The sequence below is a fragment of the Paenibacillus sp. EKM301P genome (assembly GCF_011800295.1).
In the GTDB taxonomy this organism is placed as follows: Bacteria; Bacillota; Bacilli; order Paenibacillales; family Paenibacillaceae; genus Paenibacillus; species Paenibacillus polymyxa.
Map to the genome: position 1 here is coordinate 144,640 of NZ_JAALFM010000002.1, position 17,658 is coordinate 162,297.

A 17,658-nucleotide genomic window follows, 5' to 3' on the forward strand; every position below is an offset into this window, starting at 1 on the left:
GCCGCTACCTCCCCAGTGTAATATTGTTTTTGGAATCCTGCTTCAACGCCGATTGAATAATTCGCTGTTGTTCTAGGCTGTGTACTTGCTGATAACCACTCGCCGGGCTGGAACGATCCGGTCTGCCTGCGTAGCGAATTTCCGCTCCCTGTGGCACAACCTCTCGCAGACGAGGCTCCATATAACTCCAGGCTCCCATATTTTTAGGTTCTTCCTGAGCCCATACGAACTCCTTAACATGTGGGAAGCGATTGAAAATATTCCGAATTTCCTCTGCCGGGAAAGGATAGAGCTGCTCCACACGAATAATATGCAAGTGCTCTTCTGCCTCATTCCCGTTCTTATCTTTCTCCAACGCTTCCTCCAGATCAATGGCAATCTTGCCACTGCACAATACAATGCGCTCTACCCGATCTGGACGTGATCCCAGACCAGGTTGCTCCAACACAGGACGGAATGTTCCCTCACTGAATTCAGAAGCAGGCGAAGCAACACGATTGTTGCGAATCAGGCTCTTCGGCGACATCATCACCAGCGGGCGAGCTTCCTCACTTTCGCTTAATGCAGCCTGACGGCGCAGCAGATGAAAATACTGTGAGGCGCTACTCAAATTGGCGACAGTCCAGTTATTTTGTGCAGACAGCTGGAGGAAACGCTCCAGACGTGCACTCGTATGCTCAGGTCCTTGTCCTTCGCTACCATGCGGCAATAGCATCACCAGACTGGATTTCTGTCTCCATTTGGCACGGCCAGCAGAAATGAATTGGTCGAAAATAACCTGCGCACAGTTGGCAAAATCGCCAAATTGCGCTTCCCAAATGACCAACGTTTCAGGAGAAAACACGTTATAGCCATACTCGAAGCCGAGGACTGACGCCTCAGACAATGGACTGTTATGAATACTGAACGAAGCACGCGCTTCCGGCAATGTATGCAACGGGCAATGGGTACGCCCGGTTTCGGGCTCATGCAGTACAAGGTTACGGTGAGCAAAAGTAGCACGCTCCGCATCCTGACCTGTCATACGAATAGGCTTGCCGTCTGCTAGAATGGTGGCCAAAGCCAGCGTCTCCGCCAAGCTCCAATCTACTTTTTCACCCTCGTTCAGAGCTGTTTTTCTACGTTGTAAAATTCGTTCCAGCTTCGGATATACATGAAAAGCCTGTGGCCATTTGAGCAGGTTCTCATTGATTTGGCGCAGCTTTTTCAGTTCAACCGCAGTACGGACCGGAGAGCTCTGATTTTTTTTCCCCTTCACAGCTGTAAATTCAGGTTCCTCTTCTGGTTGATTCTTCACATGCTCATGCGCTTCCTTCAGTCGGTTTTGCACCTTCTCAATCAGAGCAGTACTAAATGCTTCATCCACTATGCCCTGCTTCATCAGCTTTTGAGCATACAATTTGCTAACCGTCGGATGATTCTTCACCTTACGATACACTAGTGGTTGTGTTGTTTCTGGATCATCGGATTCATTGTGACCATAACGACGGTAACCAATCAGATCAATCAGAAAATCCTTCTTGAAACGATTGCGGTATTCGCCAGCCATACGAGCCGCTGCAATACAAGCCTCGGGATTATCCGCGTTCACGTGTACAATCGGAATTTCGTAGCCCTTAGCCAGATCGCTGGCATAACGGGTCGAACGTGAATCAACACTCTCTGTCGTAAAACCCAGACGATTGTTCACAATAATATGCACTGTACCGCCATTACGGAAGCCACGCAAATTGGTGAAATTGAGTGATTCGGCTACGATACCTTCACCCGGAAACGCCGCATCACCGTGCATAATAATGGTAGCTGCCTTGCTGACATCCAGCTTCGGATAGCCTGCTTCACTGCGGTCTTCCTGCGCCGCGCGCGAAAAACCTTGGACAACCGGATTGACATATTCTAGGTGACTTGGGTTGTTCGCCAACGTTAGACGGGCTTGCACTGCTTCCCCATCTTTTACAAAACGATCCGCGCCCAGATGATATTTTACATCCCCAGTCCAGCCGTAATTAATTCCCGTGGAACCTTCCGACGGAATCAGATCCTTATTCGGTGAATGATGAAATTCAGAGAAAATTTTGCTGTAAGGCTTGCCCAGCACATGTGCCAATACATTCAGACGGCCGCGATGCGCCATCCCCATCAGGACATGACTTGCTCCTGCATTTGTGGTTAGACGAATAATCTCGTCGAGTACAGGGACAAGCACATCATTACCCTCGATGGAAAAACGCTTCTGCCCGACGAATGTTTTATGCAAGAACTCTTCGAACTGTTCTACTTCTACCAATCTACCCAGCAACGACTTGCGTTCCTGTGTTGTGAGTGGCTTGGAGGACCAACCGGATTCAGCATAGCTATTCAACCAGCTACGTTCCTCCTCGTTATGAATATGACTAAATTCATAGGCAATCGGTCCTGTGTATGCTACACGTAGCCGTTGAATGGCTTCCCATCCGTTCAGTGTTCCCGCAGGAGCGTTATCCCATATTAAAGAGGCTGGAAAAGCCTTCAGGTCTTGTTCAGTTAAACCGTAAGATGCTGGATCAAGCAAACGTGTATCCTGCTCTGCATCCAGTCCCAGTGGGTCGATTTGGGCGGCCAAATGTCCGTATTCACGGATGTTCCACACCATTTTGCCCGCTGTAACCGCTTTCTGTAATATGTTTGAATCAAGGTGCCCCAGAGCACTTGTAGGGGGGCCTTGCAACTTGTTGTCTATCATGGAAGCAGCCGAATATTCGGATTGTGGCGGCTCGCCCCATTGATCAAACAGCTCGCGGTAAGCCGGATCAACTGTTCCGGGGTCCGCTACATACTTTTCATACTGGTCCTGCACATAACCTAGATTAGGTCCGTAATACGTCTGCCAAGGTACCTGTCTGCTGCTCTCTTCCATTGTCATCTCGTTCCCTCCGTCAAATTTTGAAATTCATAGCTGGACGGAAATCATTTTCATTTTGATGTTTTGTTAAATCTTTAATTTGAGTAATTCACACTATGTTCACATTATATGAAATCCATCATCAAAAGTCGAATTTCACAGTGCTTATTTCTCTTCCATTGTATAAAGTTTTCTAGCTATGAGCATTTCCTTTTTCTCAACATATCCATGCGTAAATGAGATGAATCGGGTTGTTCTGTAATTCTGCAGCCTTAATCATTTAAAGATTAGAATGTGGTATAAAAGGATATCCTAATCAAAAAAAGTTAACAACGCTTTCAGATCATACAACTTATCCGTAAGGCTTGTTATCGGTAATATGGGCAAAACCACAATGGAGATGATGTTTATTTCTGAGGATTTAGCCTAATTAAGATTGGAGATTGACACCCAATTGTGAGTCAGGAATCAAACACTTGGCAACTTAAATAACCAGCCACCGGATATCAACGGACGGCTGGTTATTTAAGTTATGTTGCTCTCATACTACGCCAAACGAGTTAAAAACAACTTTCCAGTCCAACCCACTATGATTATCGTTGACAGCAGAATAAAAATGGTAGATGGCCGTTACGATGCAAATTCAAACTTAAAGTGACATTAAAGTCACTTTTCTGTACAATTTTCCTACTTTTCACTATTATTTTACTTAGGCATCTAAAAACCGCTTTGAAAGCGAAAGGGATGGAACTGTGACTGGACTAAAACAAATACTCAGAAACAAGAATTATGTCAGGTTTTTTCTGGCAACCTTCGCCTCACAAATGGGGGGAATTATCGGGGTTACTGCATTCATGTTTTATTTGTTGAAACGGTTTACAAATCAGCCTTACTATGCAACACTTGCCGAGTTAATGTATTCGCTCCCGATGCTGGTGGTATTTCTCGTGGTTGGAGTGCTGGCAGATCGGATGGACAGACAAAAAATTGCTGTTAATTGTGACTGGATTAGCGCCATTTTATCTTTATGCTTGCTTATTTTTATTTGGGTCGATTCGATTCCTTTGGTATTTGCCCTTCTCTTCATCCGTAGTGCTGCCTCCAAATTTTTCTATCCAGCCGAAAGTGCCATTATACAGGGGATATTAAACGAAGATGATTACACCATTGCCGCAGGCCTCAATCAAATGATGGGGAGTCTTTTCATGTTATTTGGAGGAACTTTGGGGGCCGTCGTTTACTGGCACCTTGGAATTACTGGAGCCATCCTCATTGATGCTGTTTCTTTTATTGTGTCTGCACTGCTTATTCGTTCCTGCAAAATTCCCAAGGAAGTACGCCTTCCGAACGGGGCACATCAATTTAAACAATTAAAATTTAAATTGGTCATGATTGATTTTAAACAAGGGTTTCTTTACATATTACGCAACAGACTATTGCTTTGGTTGGTTTCAGGCTTTTTTATGTTCGGTATTTTAAATGGTGGTTTTAGCGTTTTACCGATGTTTATTCTTAAATATAAGCTAGCTCCAGGCAACTATGAGCAGTATATGGTTTGGACAGGTATTATTTTTGGGGCTGGTGTGTTACTTGGTACCCTAATCGCTTCGCTCATCTCCGCCAAGCTAAAGCTACACCAAATGATTGCAGCCGGAGTTCTGGTTGCCGGAATAGGTATGTGCATACTTGGATTTGTTAACCACCTCTATGCTTTTCTGATTATCAATTTTGTCATTGCACTGATCCTTCCGTTCATTAACATCGGCATAGGAGGATGGCTGCCTCGTATTGTAGATCCTCAAATGATGGGACGTGTGCAAGGTTTGATTAATCCGTTAATGATGCTGTCCCAGTCACTTACATTAGGTTTCATTGCTGTAAGCTTTCCTTCGTTTATTTCAATTGAGCTCTTGTTTTTATTAGTTGGGGTCTGTACCGTTATGGTAGGCATATACTACACTATTGTGCTTCCCCGTTATGCTGATTACAGCACTTCTTCTAAGGCCCTTCAGGAATCTCTATAGGTAAATTAAAAAGTCATAAATGGCAGCATTGAGGGATTGTTGATTTGCCACTTTTGCTTCCGAATCCCGTGCAGAAGTGGCTTCATCCTATCTCCCCTAAATACTTCACAAGTACATACATTTGTTGTATACGACTAGCTCGTCACAACCCAGTAGAGACAAAGACTGATAGAGTATGTAATATACAAAAAAATGCCCGGCAGGCGCACGATCCGCACCAGCAGGACATTTGGATTATAATCGGAGTAGCGGGATTCGAACCCACGACCTCACCCACCCCAAGGGTGCGCGCTACCTAGCTGCGCTATACCCCGATAAACCAGTGTATGTAAATCGTTGCTGTTATTTATCATTATAATATGGTGATAAAATGCTGTAAAGGAATTATTTAGTTCGATTTACACAAAAAATATAACCTAAAATCTGAGGAGATCACAGGAGCTAATCATGCAGAGCAAAAAAATAATCATTTCCGCAGTACTATTATTTTTTTTAGTACAATTAAGCATTCCTATGTGCTATACCTTTGCACAGGATGAACTTGTCATAGATCAAAAAACGAAAGAGAGACTTGCAGAGCAATATGGCTTGGAAGAACCTCAGCCACCTACATCTGAGCAACAGCAAAAAATATTATTCGGAGCTGATTGGGGATTTAGTTTTCCTGTTAGTGCTGTTGTGCAGGACTTAATTAGCTTAACTCACGACCCACTTATATTTATTAGTCATCAATTGATTCATTCGCTAAAATCATAAGCCTTTTTTCATATATGGAAAATTCAATAATGTAAAACATTAGGATCATTTTTTTGTAGCAAGTTGCCTGCTGCCTGGAGTCATTTCATCCTTTTTTAAGAAGGTTTAATTCAATGGGGCCCCTACCATATAACCACAGCAGTTCATCGAATAAAAATGTCAGTCCATCCTTAGCGCGTAAGCGTTCGATAATCTCCGTGACAACTTGCATAACTTCCCCTTGTACACCCTCTGCCAGTTGCAAGCCTCCGCTCTCTCCATCCAGGTAAAGATGCGTATGATATGACTGCTCCACCTTCTTCACATGGCGCAAACTCAGTATGCCATTTTCGAGGTAAAAGAAATATTGACAGTCATAAAGAACTCCTTCAAATATCTCATACATATGAGGGTAATCATACGGCCCCTGTACCATGGATACCCGCTCCAATTCTATTACCGATTCTGTCATACATCCTCGCTCCATTCCTTTGTTCAAAGTTTCTTATTTGCCAATAAGCTTTCTTTTACAGGTAGTTTTTCAAACTAGGCTGTTGAACGATAATTAATTGCTAATTGCAAAACCTTTTGATACGATAAGCATATTACTATGACTTTCACAAATAACATTTCAACAAACTAAATGCACATTACAGTGTTACTTTTGTTGTTTCCAGAATACATCCAACAGTGTTTATTGTCAATACTTTGATGTTTCTTTTTAACACTATAGAATGCATTAAGCTGGAGGAAAATATGATAAAGATTCATCTTTCCCGTATTATGGGTGAAAAACGGATAAATATTGCCGAGCTTTCCCGCATGACTGGATTACATAGAAACGGAATCACCAAACTTTACAACGAAGAAACAGACGGTGTGAAATTTGATACGCTGGATAAAATCTGTAAAGCTCTAGATTGCCATGTTCAAGATGTTATCGAGTATGTAGAGGATGATACAAATTAGTAAAATGGCACTTCTCTTGTTATGAGAAACTGTTTCAGTTAGGTTTAGAACCTTGGCGTACTCCCTGGTGAACTGATCGAATACTTGCCAGAAGACGACGAAGAGAGCCGTTAACATGTTAAGGGCTCTCTGTTCTTTGTATAATATTTAAAATACTTTTTTACCGATCTTCCCACTCAATTAGATTTCACACCATAATCCCTTTCTATAAGGCGATTTTAAATATATTTCTCCCACGTATGATAAATGTCCAATAAAGCATAAGGATTACGCTCACCGTCTAAAACCCGATACATTTTATTCATTACGATCATGATCACATCCATATCCTTAGCTAAACCAGTGTTAACAGGGCAATTTACACTAAAATAAGACTTTGGTTTCTGAATGTTCCTCTTCTAACTCCAAAGCACTTTTACTTTTACTTTGAATCTGTACATCCCCTAGATACCATTCCCAAAAATCTATGTGCAAAAAGGTGGTTGCATTAATTTATATTCCATTTCAAAATTCCCTTCTAGCTTTGCCATCTTAATTCGAAGAAAAATTCACGGTGACACCACCTGATACTAAGATCGTTAAAAGATCCATAAAATATTGCTGTGGTGAAAATCCATAACTTCTCTCTTCTTGATCCCATTCTTTCTCGAATCTTTCCAAGAAATAATGTGCGTTTTTCCAATGGATCGTGAACGGTCCTACTGCCCCAAAACCTCCACAGAGACAGTCCGATATACTGTCCAAGCTAAATCCATAGTACCCACCGGGCCCATTAATCGCTTCACCAAGTGCTATAAAAAATGTTGTAACATCAAATATGTATTCCCCGTCTAAGGTGTAGACTTCTCCTCGTTTATCCGGTCTGGCAAAATGATTAGATGCAGAATGTATTCTATTCACGTTTAGCCATCCAGACCGTTCTTCGTTAGAAAAGCCTTGCCATATATTATTTTCAAGCAACTGAGAGCACTTTAAGAACTCCCATAATCTTAATTCAACAGGAGAAGGCTTCGTTTGAAGTATACCGGTTAGTTCCAGATTGAAGTTTCCTTTATTGTAATTTAGTTTATGGATTATAAAGGATTCAGGTAGGTGATAATAATAGCTTCCAATCCCTTTTTCTTCGTCATTTAAAATGACAATGCACAAGTTGGATACAGATTGTTTTGTCTTTGCTATGTTTCTTATGAATTCCTCATTAAAGACAAATTGTTCAAAAATGACCTTTTCATACGTTTCGACCATAATATCACCCGTTAGCCCAACCACATCTTGACAATAACCAACTGTGAGCCCACTTTCATCATCCATGACAGCAAATCTCTGCCTCATTTTGTATCATATCTCCTCACAATAATTTTAAGGAATGTAGCATTTAAGGTATCATTTTTAGCTTCTTAGGTAGAATAATCAATTATTTTGAAGCCACCAAGGACTGAAATCCCCTGGCTTTTTAATTTTTTTCAGTTCTTCTGCCGGTATTGCAAATTGAATCTTTCCTAACTCGGACTTAAATGTTAACGAAGCATCATACTTCTTTTCAACAATTCACGGCTTTATTTCCAACATCTCTTGAAAATAATGAGTGGCTGAAAAGTTACCTTTAATAAGAATTATAGTGTTTGATGAGAATGCTTGGCTAACAGTAGAATAGCTTGGGGGTTCATCGCAGTATATTTCTCTTTCTCTAATCCCTTTAAAATCTCTTACTATTCCCTTATTTGGATTTGGGCAAAACCTCTTTCCTACTAGGCATGACGATCCATGATATTCATTCAATTATTTTGCTCTTTTTAGCTACTATACCTGATAGTTTATTTCCTGATAATAAGTAGCTTATTCCACTTTGCGATACTTCTAGTTCTACGTTACTTTTTTCCGATAACCAAATAATATATCCATCCTCAAGTTGTTCGATGACTACATCATCATCAATTGAAGATATCTCGAAAGAAGGTGTACCTTTAAACCATTCGTCAAGATGAAAATATGTTGAAATTCCATTTTTGAAATTCTTTGGACAAATACATTCAATCTCTCCAAGTTGCCATTTAGCCAAATGCAACATCCATTACCAAGCTGAGTAGGTATACAATCATCTGTCATATTATCTGTGACAATATTATAGGTTTCAATAGACGGAGTGTATGTGCATGACACCCTAGAGGTACCGTGGTTCGTATCAATCTCTTTTAATAGCACTACTAAAGCTCTCCTTTCGCTCTTTATTGAAACTGCCAAGTTGAACTCCAATAATCTCTTTACTTGTTAGATTGATATTAGACCTTAATATCGGGTATGGACGCTATTCTGTATACGATCTGTCAGTAATCCGTCTCCGTTGTATCGGTACTCTACGAGTTTTTCGTCGACCTTGACTTGAGTCAATCGGTTCTGCTCGTCGAATCTATTTCCCCTCAGCTTCGTATGGAATCTTCCTCTGTTTCCAACGTAAGGGGATTCCCTCTGGCCTCATTCGAATAAGCATTCTGATTTTCGGTGGAGGCAGCAATCCAATTCAGCTTAACGTACGTAAAGGTATTCTCTTATGTTCAAAATAATAACCTTCTTTTTTATACATTATATAAATTTGAATAGTGAAAAACGTCCTCACACTCATCCCACCCATTGATTTAAAATAAACAAAATGTTATATTGTCTATAAAATAATCATCATTCGATTGAGGTGTTTGCTAAAATGGACCATTCCGAACTATTCTGGAATGCTGGTATTGAAGAACTGAAGCGTGGATATATTCTCCAAGGGGAGCAGGTAATTTGCCTCTTGGACGGACAACGATATGAACAAGGCATCATATATCAGGATCAAGGGGTATTTTATGACGCGGAACGGTATATGCGTCTTCATATTGAGCGGACGTACGGTTCGGTGTTTGACTATTTGATCGGTCTGGACAAAAAGCTGACCGGACTGACGGATCACCAGAATCGGTTACTTCAGTTATTTTATCAAGGCATGGGCGATGCGGACATTCAAAAGGAAACCGGAATCGGCAGCGCATCCACCATACGCAATCATCGCTTTGGTCTCAAGGAAAAAGAACGACAGGCCAAAGTATTTCTCACATTAATGGAACTGTTAAAGGAGAAAGACCATCACGCTCCCGCCATGGTAGACGTACCCGTACGAGCACGGATGGTAGATGAACGCTACAACATTACGGAAGACGAGAGGCAAAAGGTACTCACGAAGTATTTTCCGAAGGGTACAGACGGGCGCCTAAAGACCTTTAAAATGCAAGAAAAGCACAAGCTGATTGTGCTGCGTGAAATTGCAGACCGTTTTGTAAAGGGACAAATATATCATGAGAAAGATATCAATGCGATTTTACAGGAAGTATATGACGATTATGTTACGGTGCGAAGATATATGATTGAATACGGTCTATTGGATCGCAAACCGGATGGCAGTGAATATTGGTTGAAGGAATCTTGAAGCTAGGCGCTTATAAAATCAGCATTTTGCATAATTCGATTCTCGACGCTCGTAGGTACAATATATAGACGAACTAAAGCGTTTCGATCTATACATTGCTGATTTGAAAACGCTCTTGGGATTTATGCAAAATGCTCAAATAGGAGGATTGTACAATGGATCGAAGAAAAGAACTAGTTCAGCAATACATGGAGATGAAGACAGAGGCAGGAATCTATTGTATTCGTAATACACGCAATGGGAAAATTTTTGTCGCTTCCACGCCGAATTTAAAGTCGCTGAATGGAAGGCGTTTTGAGCTGCAAATGGGTGGATTTAAGAACAAACCACTACAACAGGAATGGAATGAATATGGCGAAGATTCGTTTGAATTTGAAGTGCTGGACGTTTTGAAGAAAAAAGATTCGGAATTCTTTGATGTCAAAGATGCATTGGCAAAGCTGGAGCAGACCTGGCTTGATCGACTCCAGCCTTACGGAGACAAAGGATATTTATAAACTTACTGCTTTACGGGAAACTCCGTCCGAAGATAGCCAAAAACAACAGCGTCAACAAACTGACCTTTTTCATAGAAGTAATCTCTCAGGTGACCCTCTTTAGTAAAGCCACTTTTGAGCAGCAGCCGTCTGGAGCCTTCGTTATCTGGATCAATGAAGGCTTCTATACGGTGAACCTGCGGCATTTGAAAGCCATAATCCACTACCGCTCTCAACGCTTCTGTCATCAGCCCTTGTTGCCAATATTCCGGCGCCAGCTCATAGCCAATTTCAATACGAGAGTGCTCCTTCTGCCAGTTATGAAATCCAATTGTACCCACCACCTGCTCAGGAGCTTCTTTTAACGTAATTCCCCAACGAAAACCCGCTTGCTTCTCGTATCTGGTTAGCATGGAACGAATAAATTTCTCAGCTTGCTCTACCTCCGTAAAACTTTCCAAATCATAATATTTTGTGACCTCATCTCTGGAAAAATAGGCAAATACATCCCTCGCGTCTCCTAATGTAAGCTGTCTTAAGCGAAGTCGATCGGTTTCCAGAATCGGAAACGTTTCCATTGTCATCATTCATCTCCTCCTTCACATTCACAGAACCTACCTGGTCAACCACCAGCCGATCCCCACCATCAATCCATTGATGAAGAATAATGCGATACATGCTCTCCACTTGTTGATTTTACTTGTTTGAAAAAAGCCGGTTACCGTACTACGGCACATAAACAATGTAAACAATAAATTCCAAATAATACGCATACCATATTTAACGTAGTATAGAGCAGGACTTAGCTGCACACCACCTAACATTGGGGAGACATCGGGAATAAACAGAATTGCACACGCATAACGCATGGTCTCATATGTAAAATAAAATAATGCCAGCCACCAAGCCCACTTCTTACCGAACAACATACCAATACCGGCAGCCGTTCCTGCCAAGCCAAGCAACGCGATAAACCCTTGAAACATGCCTCTGCACATGCCTAATAACGTAGAAGCCTCATTTAGTGCATTGAGCGTCAATAGCTGTGTCACCAACAGCAGTGCTCCATTAAAAATTAGTAAAATAGCTGCAATGCTTACACCTAAAGGTCGTTCGAAAACCACGTTCGTTACATAATCTTCTACTTCTTTTTTCGTATACAAATCGGACACTTCTTCTACTCTCCTAACCCAATTATATACCTCCATTTTGCGGCGGGCATAATAACAGTGTGTTCTCGCCTCATTTCCATATATCGGCTTTTAGGAAAATATGGTTTAATCTTCCCTGAAAAATTCCGTTATCTATACAATAATTTATTATTCAGGGCAACTATGCTATCAAATTAACGTCATGGGAATCCCGATCATTAACAGAATCCCAAATAGAGTAATATCTATCCTTATACTACCATTCCAAGAGTGAATCTGACAAATGATTGATACTAGCACTTATGAATGTATACGCGTTATTTTCGTAGCTCTGTAACCTTTAGAGGACTCGATATACTCTACTTGATACCCCATTCGGGCATCCAAAAGCTCTTCCATGAATAGGAGACATGGACTGTAAATAAAGCTCCCTCCTGGCCGAATGGCTCTAAGCAATTCCATATATTTATGAGCGTACTCATGAATATTACCGTCTGTCTTCAGATGATGATGTATAAAATGATTGGAGAATGCCATATGTGAAACGATCGTTCCCCATGTACTTTCTTCATAAGTAGTCGCTAACCAATCTCCTCGGGTGATACAACCGTCTGTTTCAGCCAGCCGATCTGTTCCGTATGCCTCAATTCCATAGGCACGTAAATAAGTAACCAACCGTGCCTCTGATCCGCAGCCAACATCTAGAACAGGCTCTTGCAAACGAGCAATGTCCAATCCTAGCAGATTCGCTTGCAACTCCGGTGTATATTCCTCACAAGGTATCCAAAAGGTATATTCATTCTCTGCATACTTAGCGAACACTTCACGTCCATTGGTACGAATTAAAAAATCTCTCAAATGCCCATAATGCTGCTGGAGCAGTAAGTCCAGAGTTGCCCCTGCTATAGACTTCTTTTGGAACAGCTTTTCAATCCGGGTGAAGAATCGATCATACAGCTCCGCAAGCTCCCTCGCATGATCTGTGTGAAAATGTAGATACTGATTGGTATTTACAAACTGGGACAGTATTTGGGCCGCTACATCCTTCACAAAAACATGATATGTATGCTGGCGCTTCAAGCTTTTAAGCATGAGGATCAGTTCCGAGCTTCGCTGCGTCAGCCAGTACGTCATTTCCGTTGATGGTCCTAACAGAACAGAGCCCTCGCGCATATAAAATAAACTCCGATGCTGATTATGCAGGAGTTGACCGTTGATAAGATTATGAAGTTGAGCTACTGTCATACTACTTCCTCCTTAAAGTCCAGAACATTAAAGCCCCACCCAAGCCTAAGTCATGCTGGGTTTGGGTAGGGCCAGCTTATTTTCTGAGTATATCATTATGGAAATTCGGTGCTATTGCAGATTCTCCGTCTTTACATTTGAGGATAAAGGAATATTCAAGTCACGAACCCCTTGGGCTACCAAGCGGGCTATTTGCTCCGCACCATACTCCTGAAAATGTGTATCATCCTTCACGCCATCAGGAAATGCAGGAAACACACCTGGCTCCAAATGTAAAAACAGTGGAAGTGTTCCTTCCAGGCCTAGTGTATCATAGTAGGCTACACTCAATTGACTAAGATTGATCAGTGCTACCCCCGTCTCTGATGCTGTTTCCTTCATCGCCTGCACATATTCCGGGAAACTAATCCGAAACGAAGCACTTGCTGCATCATAATCGCGGCGGCCTACAGGAGTAATTAGCACAGGGATCGCACCGCGTTGGGTGGCTCCTTGGATGTACGTTTTCAAGTAAACTTTATAATCGGCAGGTGAAACATAACGCTCCTGATTATTGATCGCGGCATCATTATGCCCAAACTGTATGAACAGATAATCTCCTGGACGGATATTCCGTAAAATATCATCTAACCGCCCTTGAACCAAAAAAGTCTTCGTGCTACGTCCACCAATAGAACGGTTCACAAAAATAGTCTCATCTGTAAAAAATGGAGCAATCATTTGCCCCCAGCCTGCCTGAGGCTTCATCGAGGCTTTATAAGTTTGAACCGTAGAATCTCCTGCAAGGTATACGGAAGGATGCTCTCCAGCTGTTCGAGCCTCCTTGGGAGTGATAACCAAGGCGTTAATCTTCGCTTCATCTCCCGAAAAATACAATTCGAGCTGACCGTCGATGAGTGCTAGCTCAAACCCAGTCTCGACAAATTGTCCTGCTGTTTTGGCGGTAGGCTCTACTTTAACAATGGATTCGGCTTTAACCGTAATGTTCGTGTTTCCGGCAGTATCTCCGGCAATCAGAGAAAGCGTGTAATCCGCAGGCGGTAAATTGACGACAAATGATGAGCCTTGAACACGAACAAAATCTGAGCGGATAGCATCACTTCCCCCACGGTTCTCTTCATTTACCTTGGAAAGATCGGTAAATCCATAGCCACGCTCAGGCGTGTAAGCATCCTTGGCAGTGACCTGGGTGTAGCCGTCTGCTACATCCCCAGGGCCAAAATCAAAACGAAGAGGCGCCGCAAGCTGCTTTTCCGCTAATGCCTGCCCTGGAATAAGTATGGTTGCAAACAACAAGCTGAACCCTGCGCATAACCCAATCATCTTACCGAACAACCTGTGACGCTTTCTCTTTTGTTTCAAGCGCAACCCTCGCTTCTCAGATTATTTGAGTGGTTTGTCATCGTCTAACGTCTATTGATCCCCGCCAGCCTTTGGCAGCCTTGGTCCAATGCCCAGGATATCACAATACCGACCGTGTACCTAATCAGATCCACAGTCAGAAACCCTTTGCCAAGCACTAGCCCGCCCAGAGTGGTCGCCCGGATGTGGTTAATCCAGGGAGCTTGGTACATTTGACTGAACTCAATAGCAAAGCAAAACAGCACACTGCCCCAAAGGGCTACAGACAACTGACGATTCACCCACAACATTCTCAGCCCAAAATAAATCATGCATGCCCACAAGGCATCCCCAAAGTGATTGGCAACGAATGCAGGTAACCGGGTGGAGAAAGCTCTGCTTCCCAAGCCCAACAAGATCATGACCAGCACGGCAACCAGATACGCAGCGCGGGTCTTCCAGTGGAACTTTCCCTTTATTTCCCGATTAATTTCCCAATTGCTGCTCTTACGAAGTTTTCTCATACTAAATTACCTTTCCTGACACTGGAAATCTCCGCAATACTGCTGTAAACTTTGTCAATCCTTCTTTTGGGATAGCGCTTGCAAGATTGCTGAACCTTAAGCTGCTGTCATATTGTATGCACACCAACTTGTCTGTATTTTTCGTCATATTATGAATCATATAAGCTCCCGCAATATCATACAATCGCTTGCTAAAATTCAATACCACGCACTTTGGCAAAAACCATATGGTGTACCATATTCCCCTCTTCATCATACTCGACATTCCTTAAAATCCCCTCTAATGTAAAACCTGCCCGTTCCGCTACCTTGGCGCTGCGCGTATTTCTGGAATCACAAAGAATCTCTAACCGGTTAGCATGTAAATGCTGTATGGCAAAATCTGTAATACCGTGCACGGCCTCTGTTATAATCCCCTTTCCGGTCCATGAGGTTCTGAGCCAATACCCAATTTCGAATCTTCGTGCATCCCAATTAATTCGGTGCAGACCGCTACTGGCTACAAATTGTCCCGAAGCCGTATCAAATATATACAGCACCATGTCAGACCGATCCAGAAATTTAAGTCTGGCTTGGCGTGAACGGATTTCAGATTCCTCTACCGTAGGGAGATTTCTCGCAAAAGGAAGCCAAGGCCGCAGCTCATGTACACTCTCGCGTATCGCCTCATTGACCGCCGCACCATCGCCCCATTGCGGAGCGCGTATAGTCAATCGCTCCGTCTGGAATTGTTCCGGGAATGATAACAGAATGGGATTCGGTTGCTGCTCGATACTCATGATGCTCCCTCCTCCATATTCGATGGATAACTGAGACGATCCAGCCAGCCAGTGATTTCACGTAGGCTCTGAATCTGATGATCAGGTACAATGCCTGCTTCATTCCACGTCATAAAGCCTTCCAGCCAAATGGTATGCAATCCTGCACTTTGCGCCCCACGAATATCATTTGTCGGATGATCGCCTACATAGCAGGCATGACCAGGTTCGGCAATGTCCAGCTCATTCAGAGCCAACTCGAAAATACGAGGATTAGGCTTCTCGACGTTGACTCCGCCTGATACAATAATGGAATCCACATAATCTCTCAGCATCACTCGGTCAATCTTCGCCTGCTGTGTACGGAGTGAACCGTTGGTAATCATACCAAGCTTCAAGCCCCGAGACCGCAGTTCAGACAGCACTTCCTTCGCTCCGTCCATCAGTACCGTAAATTTATGAAATTCACCATACCAAAAGCCCAGCATCTCCTGTACTGTCGTATCGGGATTTTTCAGTTTCAGGTCTGCATGCAGCTCCGTATACAGCTCCCTTTTATCCCGGTAGCCGTCCTGATCTGCCAGACGTATTCGTTCAACGACCGCCGCACGGCTGGCCGGTTCTTCTGCCACAATAAATCGTTCTATAAACCGCTCCGTATATGCCGCGAATGCCAGTTTGCGGTTAATCAGTGTATTATCCAGATCAAAAATAATGGCTTCTATAGACATAACAAGCTCCTTTCTGTCCGTAAATTTATACCGATCAGCTCGAAACAAATTGAATAACTCCGATCATAATAAGCAAGAAAAAAATAGACAAGAAAATGATGATCATGTACTTTAAGATTTTGCTGGAAGTCGACTTTTGTTCCAGTTTGGTCTCGATCTGGGTCAACCTTTCTTTGATTTCTTCCAAATCCTGCTCCAATTTCACCTTAGTCTCTCCTTCCTTTATCTCGACTTATTTAATTTCCTAACGATTCGGCGATTCAGCTACATAAATCACTCCAAAAGCGAACTGTTTTTACCGCCTCAAAATTAATCTGTTCGTAAGTCTTCTCCCCAAATTCCAGCTTGAAATACTCCTGCAAACTTTCTCCATACACGATAATATCCGTTTGATACACTGAAAATACCGGATTTCCTTCTTCACATGGCTGCTCTGGGATATATCGGTGACCATAGACGGGGATCAGCTTGGGCACACGCAAAAACTCACGTTTACATGTATCAACGGCTTCCTCCAAATCTGTTGGTCTATTCCCCCATTCAGAATGCCAGAACATATTCTGTTCTACATCAAAAATCATACCTTCAAGCGGCCAATTCAGCCTTTGCTGAATGACACCCATCCGCTGTGGTGACGTATCTCTCCATGGGATGAAGCTTTTACCAACTGGAAGAACGTTCATCAGCAGCTCTCTTAAGTCGGGCGGAAAGTGAATATCATACCTGTCTTCGACCTCAGTAATCTCCTGGGTGGATAAGCCTGGGGTTAAGGTTACATCGTCTTTACGTAATAAATCGATAATATAAGCGATATCCATCTTGGCTTGAACACCTCCATTCGCTGTCTGACTGCACCTTCTGATTGATTTCTAGCAGTTAGTCTAGCGGATTGGTCAAGAGGCCTACCAGACTTGTAACTTCAACTTCACCGACTCGGCGTGGGCCTTCCATAAAATATCCCCTGGTTCCTACATGTATCCGGTGTCGGTGTACCTTTTCCCTCATTTCTCCAAACAAAATCCACATTCTTGCCTGACCTTCCCGGTGAACCGGGTGCCTGGTATCCATGATCAATTGACCCTCTTCATCTTCAAACTCAGGATGTATTGCATAAATTCCCGTTGTTGTAATATCGTCGCCCTCATAGGAAAAATCGCAGCGATAACCCTGAATAGGCAGTTGTTTCCTGCCTCCTTCTTCCGGTGTGTAAAATCGATATTTTACTATAAAATCGTGCGGATGCTGCCTACTATGTTCATAGGGATTCCACATTTCATATCATCCCCTCTGGTCTTTCCCAGAAATATGTACTTCCTTCTAGTGTAATCCAATAGGAAAAGAAATCCAAGACCTATCCGCAAGGCAT

The 17,658-nt window shown here is 42.7% G+C and carries 18 protein-coding genes, 1 tRNA gene and 1 pseudogene; 5 read left to right on the plus strand and 15 right to left on the minus strand.

Annotated features, from left to right (window positions below; genetic code table 11):
* Positions 1 to 4: 4 nt before the first annotated feature.
* Positions 5 to 2,902: a 2-oxoglutarate dehydrogenase E1 component gene (locus tag HFD99_RS06080; RefSeq protein WP_016820587.1), complete on the minus strand. Its 2,898-nt coding sequence runs from the start codon at positions 2,900 to 2,902 to the stop codon at positions 5 to 7.
* A gap of 731 nt (positions 2,903 to 3,633) precedes the next feature.
* On the opposite strand from HFD99_RS06080, the gene HFD99_RS06085 reads away from it, so the two are divergent.
* Positions 3,634 to 4,905: an MFS transporter gene (locus HFD99_RS06085; RefSeq protein ID WP_123796950.1), complete on the plus strand. Its 1,272-nt coding sequence runs from the start codon at positions 3,634 to 3,636 to the stop codon at positions 4,903 to 4,905.
* A gap of 240 nt (positions 4,906 to 5,145) precedes the next feature.
* On the opposite strand, the gene HFD99_RS06090 is transcribed toward HFD99_RS06085, so the two are convergent.
* Positions 5,146 to 5,219: transfer RNA gene (locus HFD99_RS06090), tRNA-Pro, on the minus strand.
* A 133-nt stretch (positions 5,220 to 5,352) separates the two neighbouring features.
* Between HFD99_RS06090 and HFD99_RS06095 the strand changes: the two genes are divergently transcribed.
* Complete coding sequence (locus HFD99_RS06095) at positions 5,353 to 5,661, plus strand: hypothetical protein (RefSeq protein WP_031463148.1); 309 nt, start codon at positions 5,353 to 5,355, stop codon at positions 5,659 to 5,661.
* Between the two features lie 85 nt (positions 5,662 to 5,746).
* Here the strand turns inward: HFD99_RS06095 and HFD99_RS06100 are convergent, their stop codons facing one another.
* The gene (locus tag HFD99_RS06100; protein WP_031463147.1) at positions 5,747 to 6,112 is read right to left on the minus strand and encodes a hypothetical protein; all 366 of its coding nucleotides are present in this window, start codon (positions 6,110 to 6,112) and stop codon (positions 5,747 to 5,749) included.
* 284 nt (positions 6,113 to 6,396) lie between these two features.
* On the opposite strand from HFD99_RS06100, the gene HFD99_RS06105 reads away from it, so the two are divergent.
* Positions 6,397 to 6,609: a helix-turn-helix domain-containing protein gene (locus tag HFD99_RS06105; RefSeq protein WP_016820594.1), complete on the plus strand. Its 213-nt coding sequence runs from the start codon at positions 6,397 to 6,399 to the stop codon at positions 6,607 to 6,609.
* Positions 6,610 to 7,140: 531 nt separating this feature from the next.
* On the opposite strand, the gene HFD99_RS06110 is transcribed toward HFD99_RS06105, so the two are convergent.
* Together HFD99_RS06110 and HFD99_RS06115 are read right to left on the minus strand one after the other, a co-directional pair.
* Positions 7,141 to 7,941: a barstar family protein gene (locus HFD99_RS06110; protein ID WP_123796949.1), complete on the minus strand. Its 801-nt coding sequence runs from the start codon at positions 7,939 to 7,941 to the stop codon at positions 7,141 to 7,143.
* 439 nt (positions 7,942 to 8,380) lie between these two features.
* Positions 8,381 to 8,668, minus strand: coding sequence for a hypothetical protein (locus HFD99_RS06115; protein WP_123796948.1), 288 nt, complete (start codon positions 8,666 to 8,668; stop codon positions 8,381 to 8,383).
* Between the two features lie 639 nt (positions 8,669 to 9,307).
* Here HFD99_RS06115 and HFD99_RS06120 point away from each other — a divergent pair.
* Both HFD99_RS06120 and HFD99_RS06125 read left to right on the plus strand, forming a co-directional pair.
* Positions 9,308 to 10,066, plus strand: a complete 759-nt coding sequence (locus HFD99_RS06120; RefSeq protein ID WP_102997702.1) for a DUF2087 domain-containing protein — start codon at positions 9,308 to 9,310, stop codon at positions 10,064 to 10,066.
* Positions 10,067 to 10,221: 155 nt separating this feature from the next.
* Positions 10,222 to 10,563 (plus strand): GIY-YIG nuclease family protein, encoded by a 342-nt coding sequence (locus HFD99_RS06125; RefSeq protein WP_016820599.1) that lies wholly within the window; start codon positions 10,222 to 10,224, stop codon positions 10,561 to 10,563.
* Positions 10,564 to 10,565: 2 nt separating this feature from the next.
* Here the strand turns inward: HFD99_RS06125 and HFD99_RS06130 are convergent, their stop codons facing one another.
* The 10 genes and pseudogenes from HFD99_RS06130 to HFD99_RS06175 form a co-directional block, all read right to left on the minus strand.
* On the minus strand, positions 10,566 to 11,126 hold the full coding sequence (locus tag HFD99_RS06130; RefSeq protein WP_016820600.1) for a GNAT family N-acetyltransferase: 561 nt from the start codon (positions 11,124 to 11,126) through the stop codon (positions 10,566 to 10,568).
* Between the two features lie 30 nt (positions 11,127 to 11,156).
* The gene (locus tag HFD99_RS06135) at positions 11,157 to 11,714 is read right to left on the minus strand and encodes a hypothetical protein (protein ID WP_016820601.1); all 558 of its coding nucleotides are present in this window, start codon (positions 11,712 to 11,714) and stop codon (positions 11,157 to 11,159) included.
* Between the two features lie 279 nt (positions 11,715 to 11,993).
* Positions 11,994 to 12,938, minus strand: a complete 945-nt coding sequence (locus tag HFD99_RS06140) for a class I SAM-dependent methyltransferase (RefSeq protein WP_123796947.1) — start codon at positions 12,936 to 12,938, stop codon at positions 11,994 to 11,996.
* A 111-nt stretch (positions 12,939 to 13,049) separates the two neighbouring features.
* A complete protein-coding gene (locus HFD99_RS06145; RefSeq protein ID WP_123796981.1) occupies positions 13,050 to 14,261 on the minus strand; it encodes a rhamnogalacturonan acetylesterase in 1,212 nt (403 codons plus the stop codon).
* Between the two features lie 60 nt (positions 14,262 to 14,321).
* Positions 14,322 to 14,803 (minus strand): annotated as a pseudogene (locus tag HFD99_RS06150) (ribosomal maturation YjgA family protein).
* Positions 14,804 to 14,994: 191 nt separating this feature from the next.
* Positions 14,995 to 15,582, minus strand: a complete 588-nt coding sequence (locus HFD99_RS06155; protein ID WP_019686624.1) for a GNAT family N-acetyltransferase — start codon at positions 15,580 to 15,582, stop codon at positions 14,995 to 14,997.
* Complete coding sequence (locus HFD99_RS06160; protein WP_123796945.1) at positions 15,579 to 16,292, minus strand: HAD family hydrolase; 714 nt, start codon at positions 16,290 to 16,292, stop codon at positions 15,579 to 15,581. The genes HFD99_RS06155 and HFD99_RS06160 overlap by 4 nt, the downstream gene beginning before the upstream one ends.
* Positions 16,293 to 16,326: 34 nt before the next feature.
* Positions 16,327 to 16,497 (minus strand): hypothetical protein, encoded by a 171-nt coding sequence (locus HFD99_RS06165; RefSeq protein ID WP_016820608.1) that lies wholly within the window; start codon positions 16,495 to 16,497, stop codon positions 16,327 to 16,329.
* Between the two features lie 55 nt (positions 16,498 to 16,552).
* On the minus strand, positions 16,553 to 17,110 hold the full coding sequence (locus HFD99_RS06170) for a hypothetical protein (protein WP_045243993.1): 558 nt from the start codon (positions 17,108 to 17,110) through the stop codon (positions 16,553 to 16,555).
* Between the two features lie 58 nt (positions 17,111 to 17,168).
* Complete coding sequence (locus HFD99_RS06175) at positions 17,169 to 17,564, minus strand: hypothetical protein (RefSeq protein WP_045243994.1); 396 nt, start codon at positions 17,562 to 17,564, stop codon at positions 17,169 to 17,171.
* Between the last annotated feature and the right edge of the window lie 94 nt (positions 17,565 to 17,658).

Bases quoted from the DNA above. Each gene is read 5' to 3' on its own strand.
- HFD99_RS06130 (WP_016820600.1), bottom strand. From the start codon at position 11,126: ATGACAATGGAAACGTTTCCGATTCTGGAAACCGATCGACTTCGCTTA.
- HFD99_RS06160 (WP_123796945.1), bottom strand. From the start codon at position 16,292: ATGTCTATAGAAGCCATTATTTTTGATCTGGATAATACACTGATTAAC.
- HFD99_RS06100 (WP_031463147.1), bottom strand. From the start codon at position 6,112: ATGACAGAATCGGTAATAGAATTGGAGCGGGTATCCATGGTACAGGGG.
- HFD99_RS06125 (WP_016820599.1), top strand. From the start codon at position 10,222: ATGGATCGAAGAAAAGAACTAGTTCAGCAATACATGGAGATGAAGACA.
- HFD99_RS06110 (WP_123796949.1), bottom strand. From the start codon at position 7,941: ATGAGGCAGAGATTTGCTGTCATGGATGATGAAAGTGGGCTCACAGTT.
- HFD99_RS06105 (WP_016820594.1), top strand. From the start codon at position 6,397: ATGATAAAGATTCATCTTTCCCGTATTATGGGTGAAAAACGGATAAAT.
- HFD99_RS06145 (WP_123796981.1), bottom strand. From the start codon at position 14,261: ATGATTGGGTTATGCGCAGGGTTCAGCTTGTTGTTTGCAACCATACTT.
- HFD99_RS06155 (WP_019686624.1), bottom strand. From the start codon at position 15,582: ATGAGTATCGAGCAGCAACCGAATCCCATTCTGTTATCATTCCCGGAA.
- HFD99_RS06175 (WP_045243994.1), bottom strand. From the start codon at position 17,564: ATGTGGAATCCCTATGAACATAGTAGGCAGCATCCGCACGATTTTATA.
- HFD99_RS06170 (WP_045243993.1), bottom strand. From the start codon at position 17,110: ATGGATATCGCTTATATTATCGATTTATTACGTAAAGACGATGTAACC.
- HFD99_RS06095 (WP_031463148.1), top strand. From the start codon at position 5,353: ATGCAGAGCAAAAAAATAATCATTTCCGCAGTACTATTATTTTTTTTA.
- HFD99_RS06140 (WP_123796947.1), bottom strand. From the start codon at position 12,938: ATGACAGTAGCTCAACTTCATAATCTTATCAACGGTCAACTCCTGCAT.
- HFD99_RS06120 (WP_102997702.1), top strand. From the start codon at position 9,308: ATGGACCATTCCGAACTATTCTGGAATGCTGGTATTGAAGAACTGAAG.
- HFD99_RS06080 (WP_016820587.1), bottom strand. From the start codon at position 2,902: ATGACAATGGAAGAGAGCAGCAGACAGGTACCTTGGCAGACGTATTAC.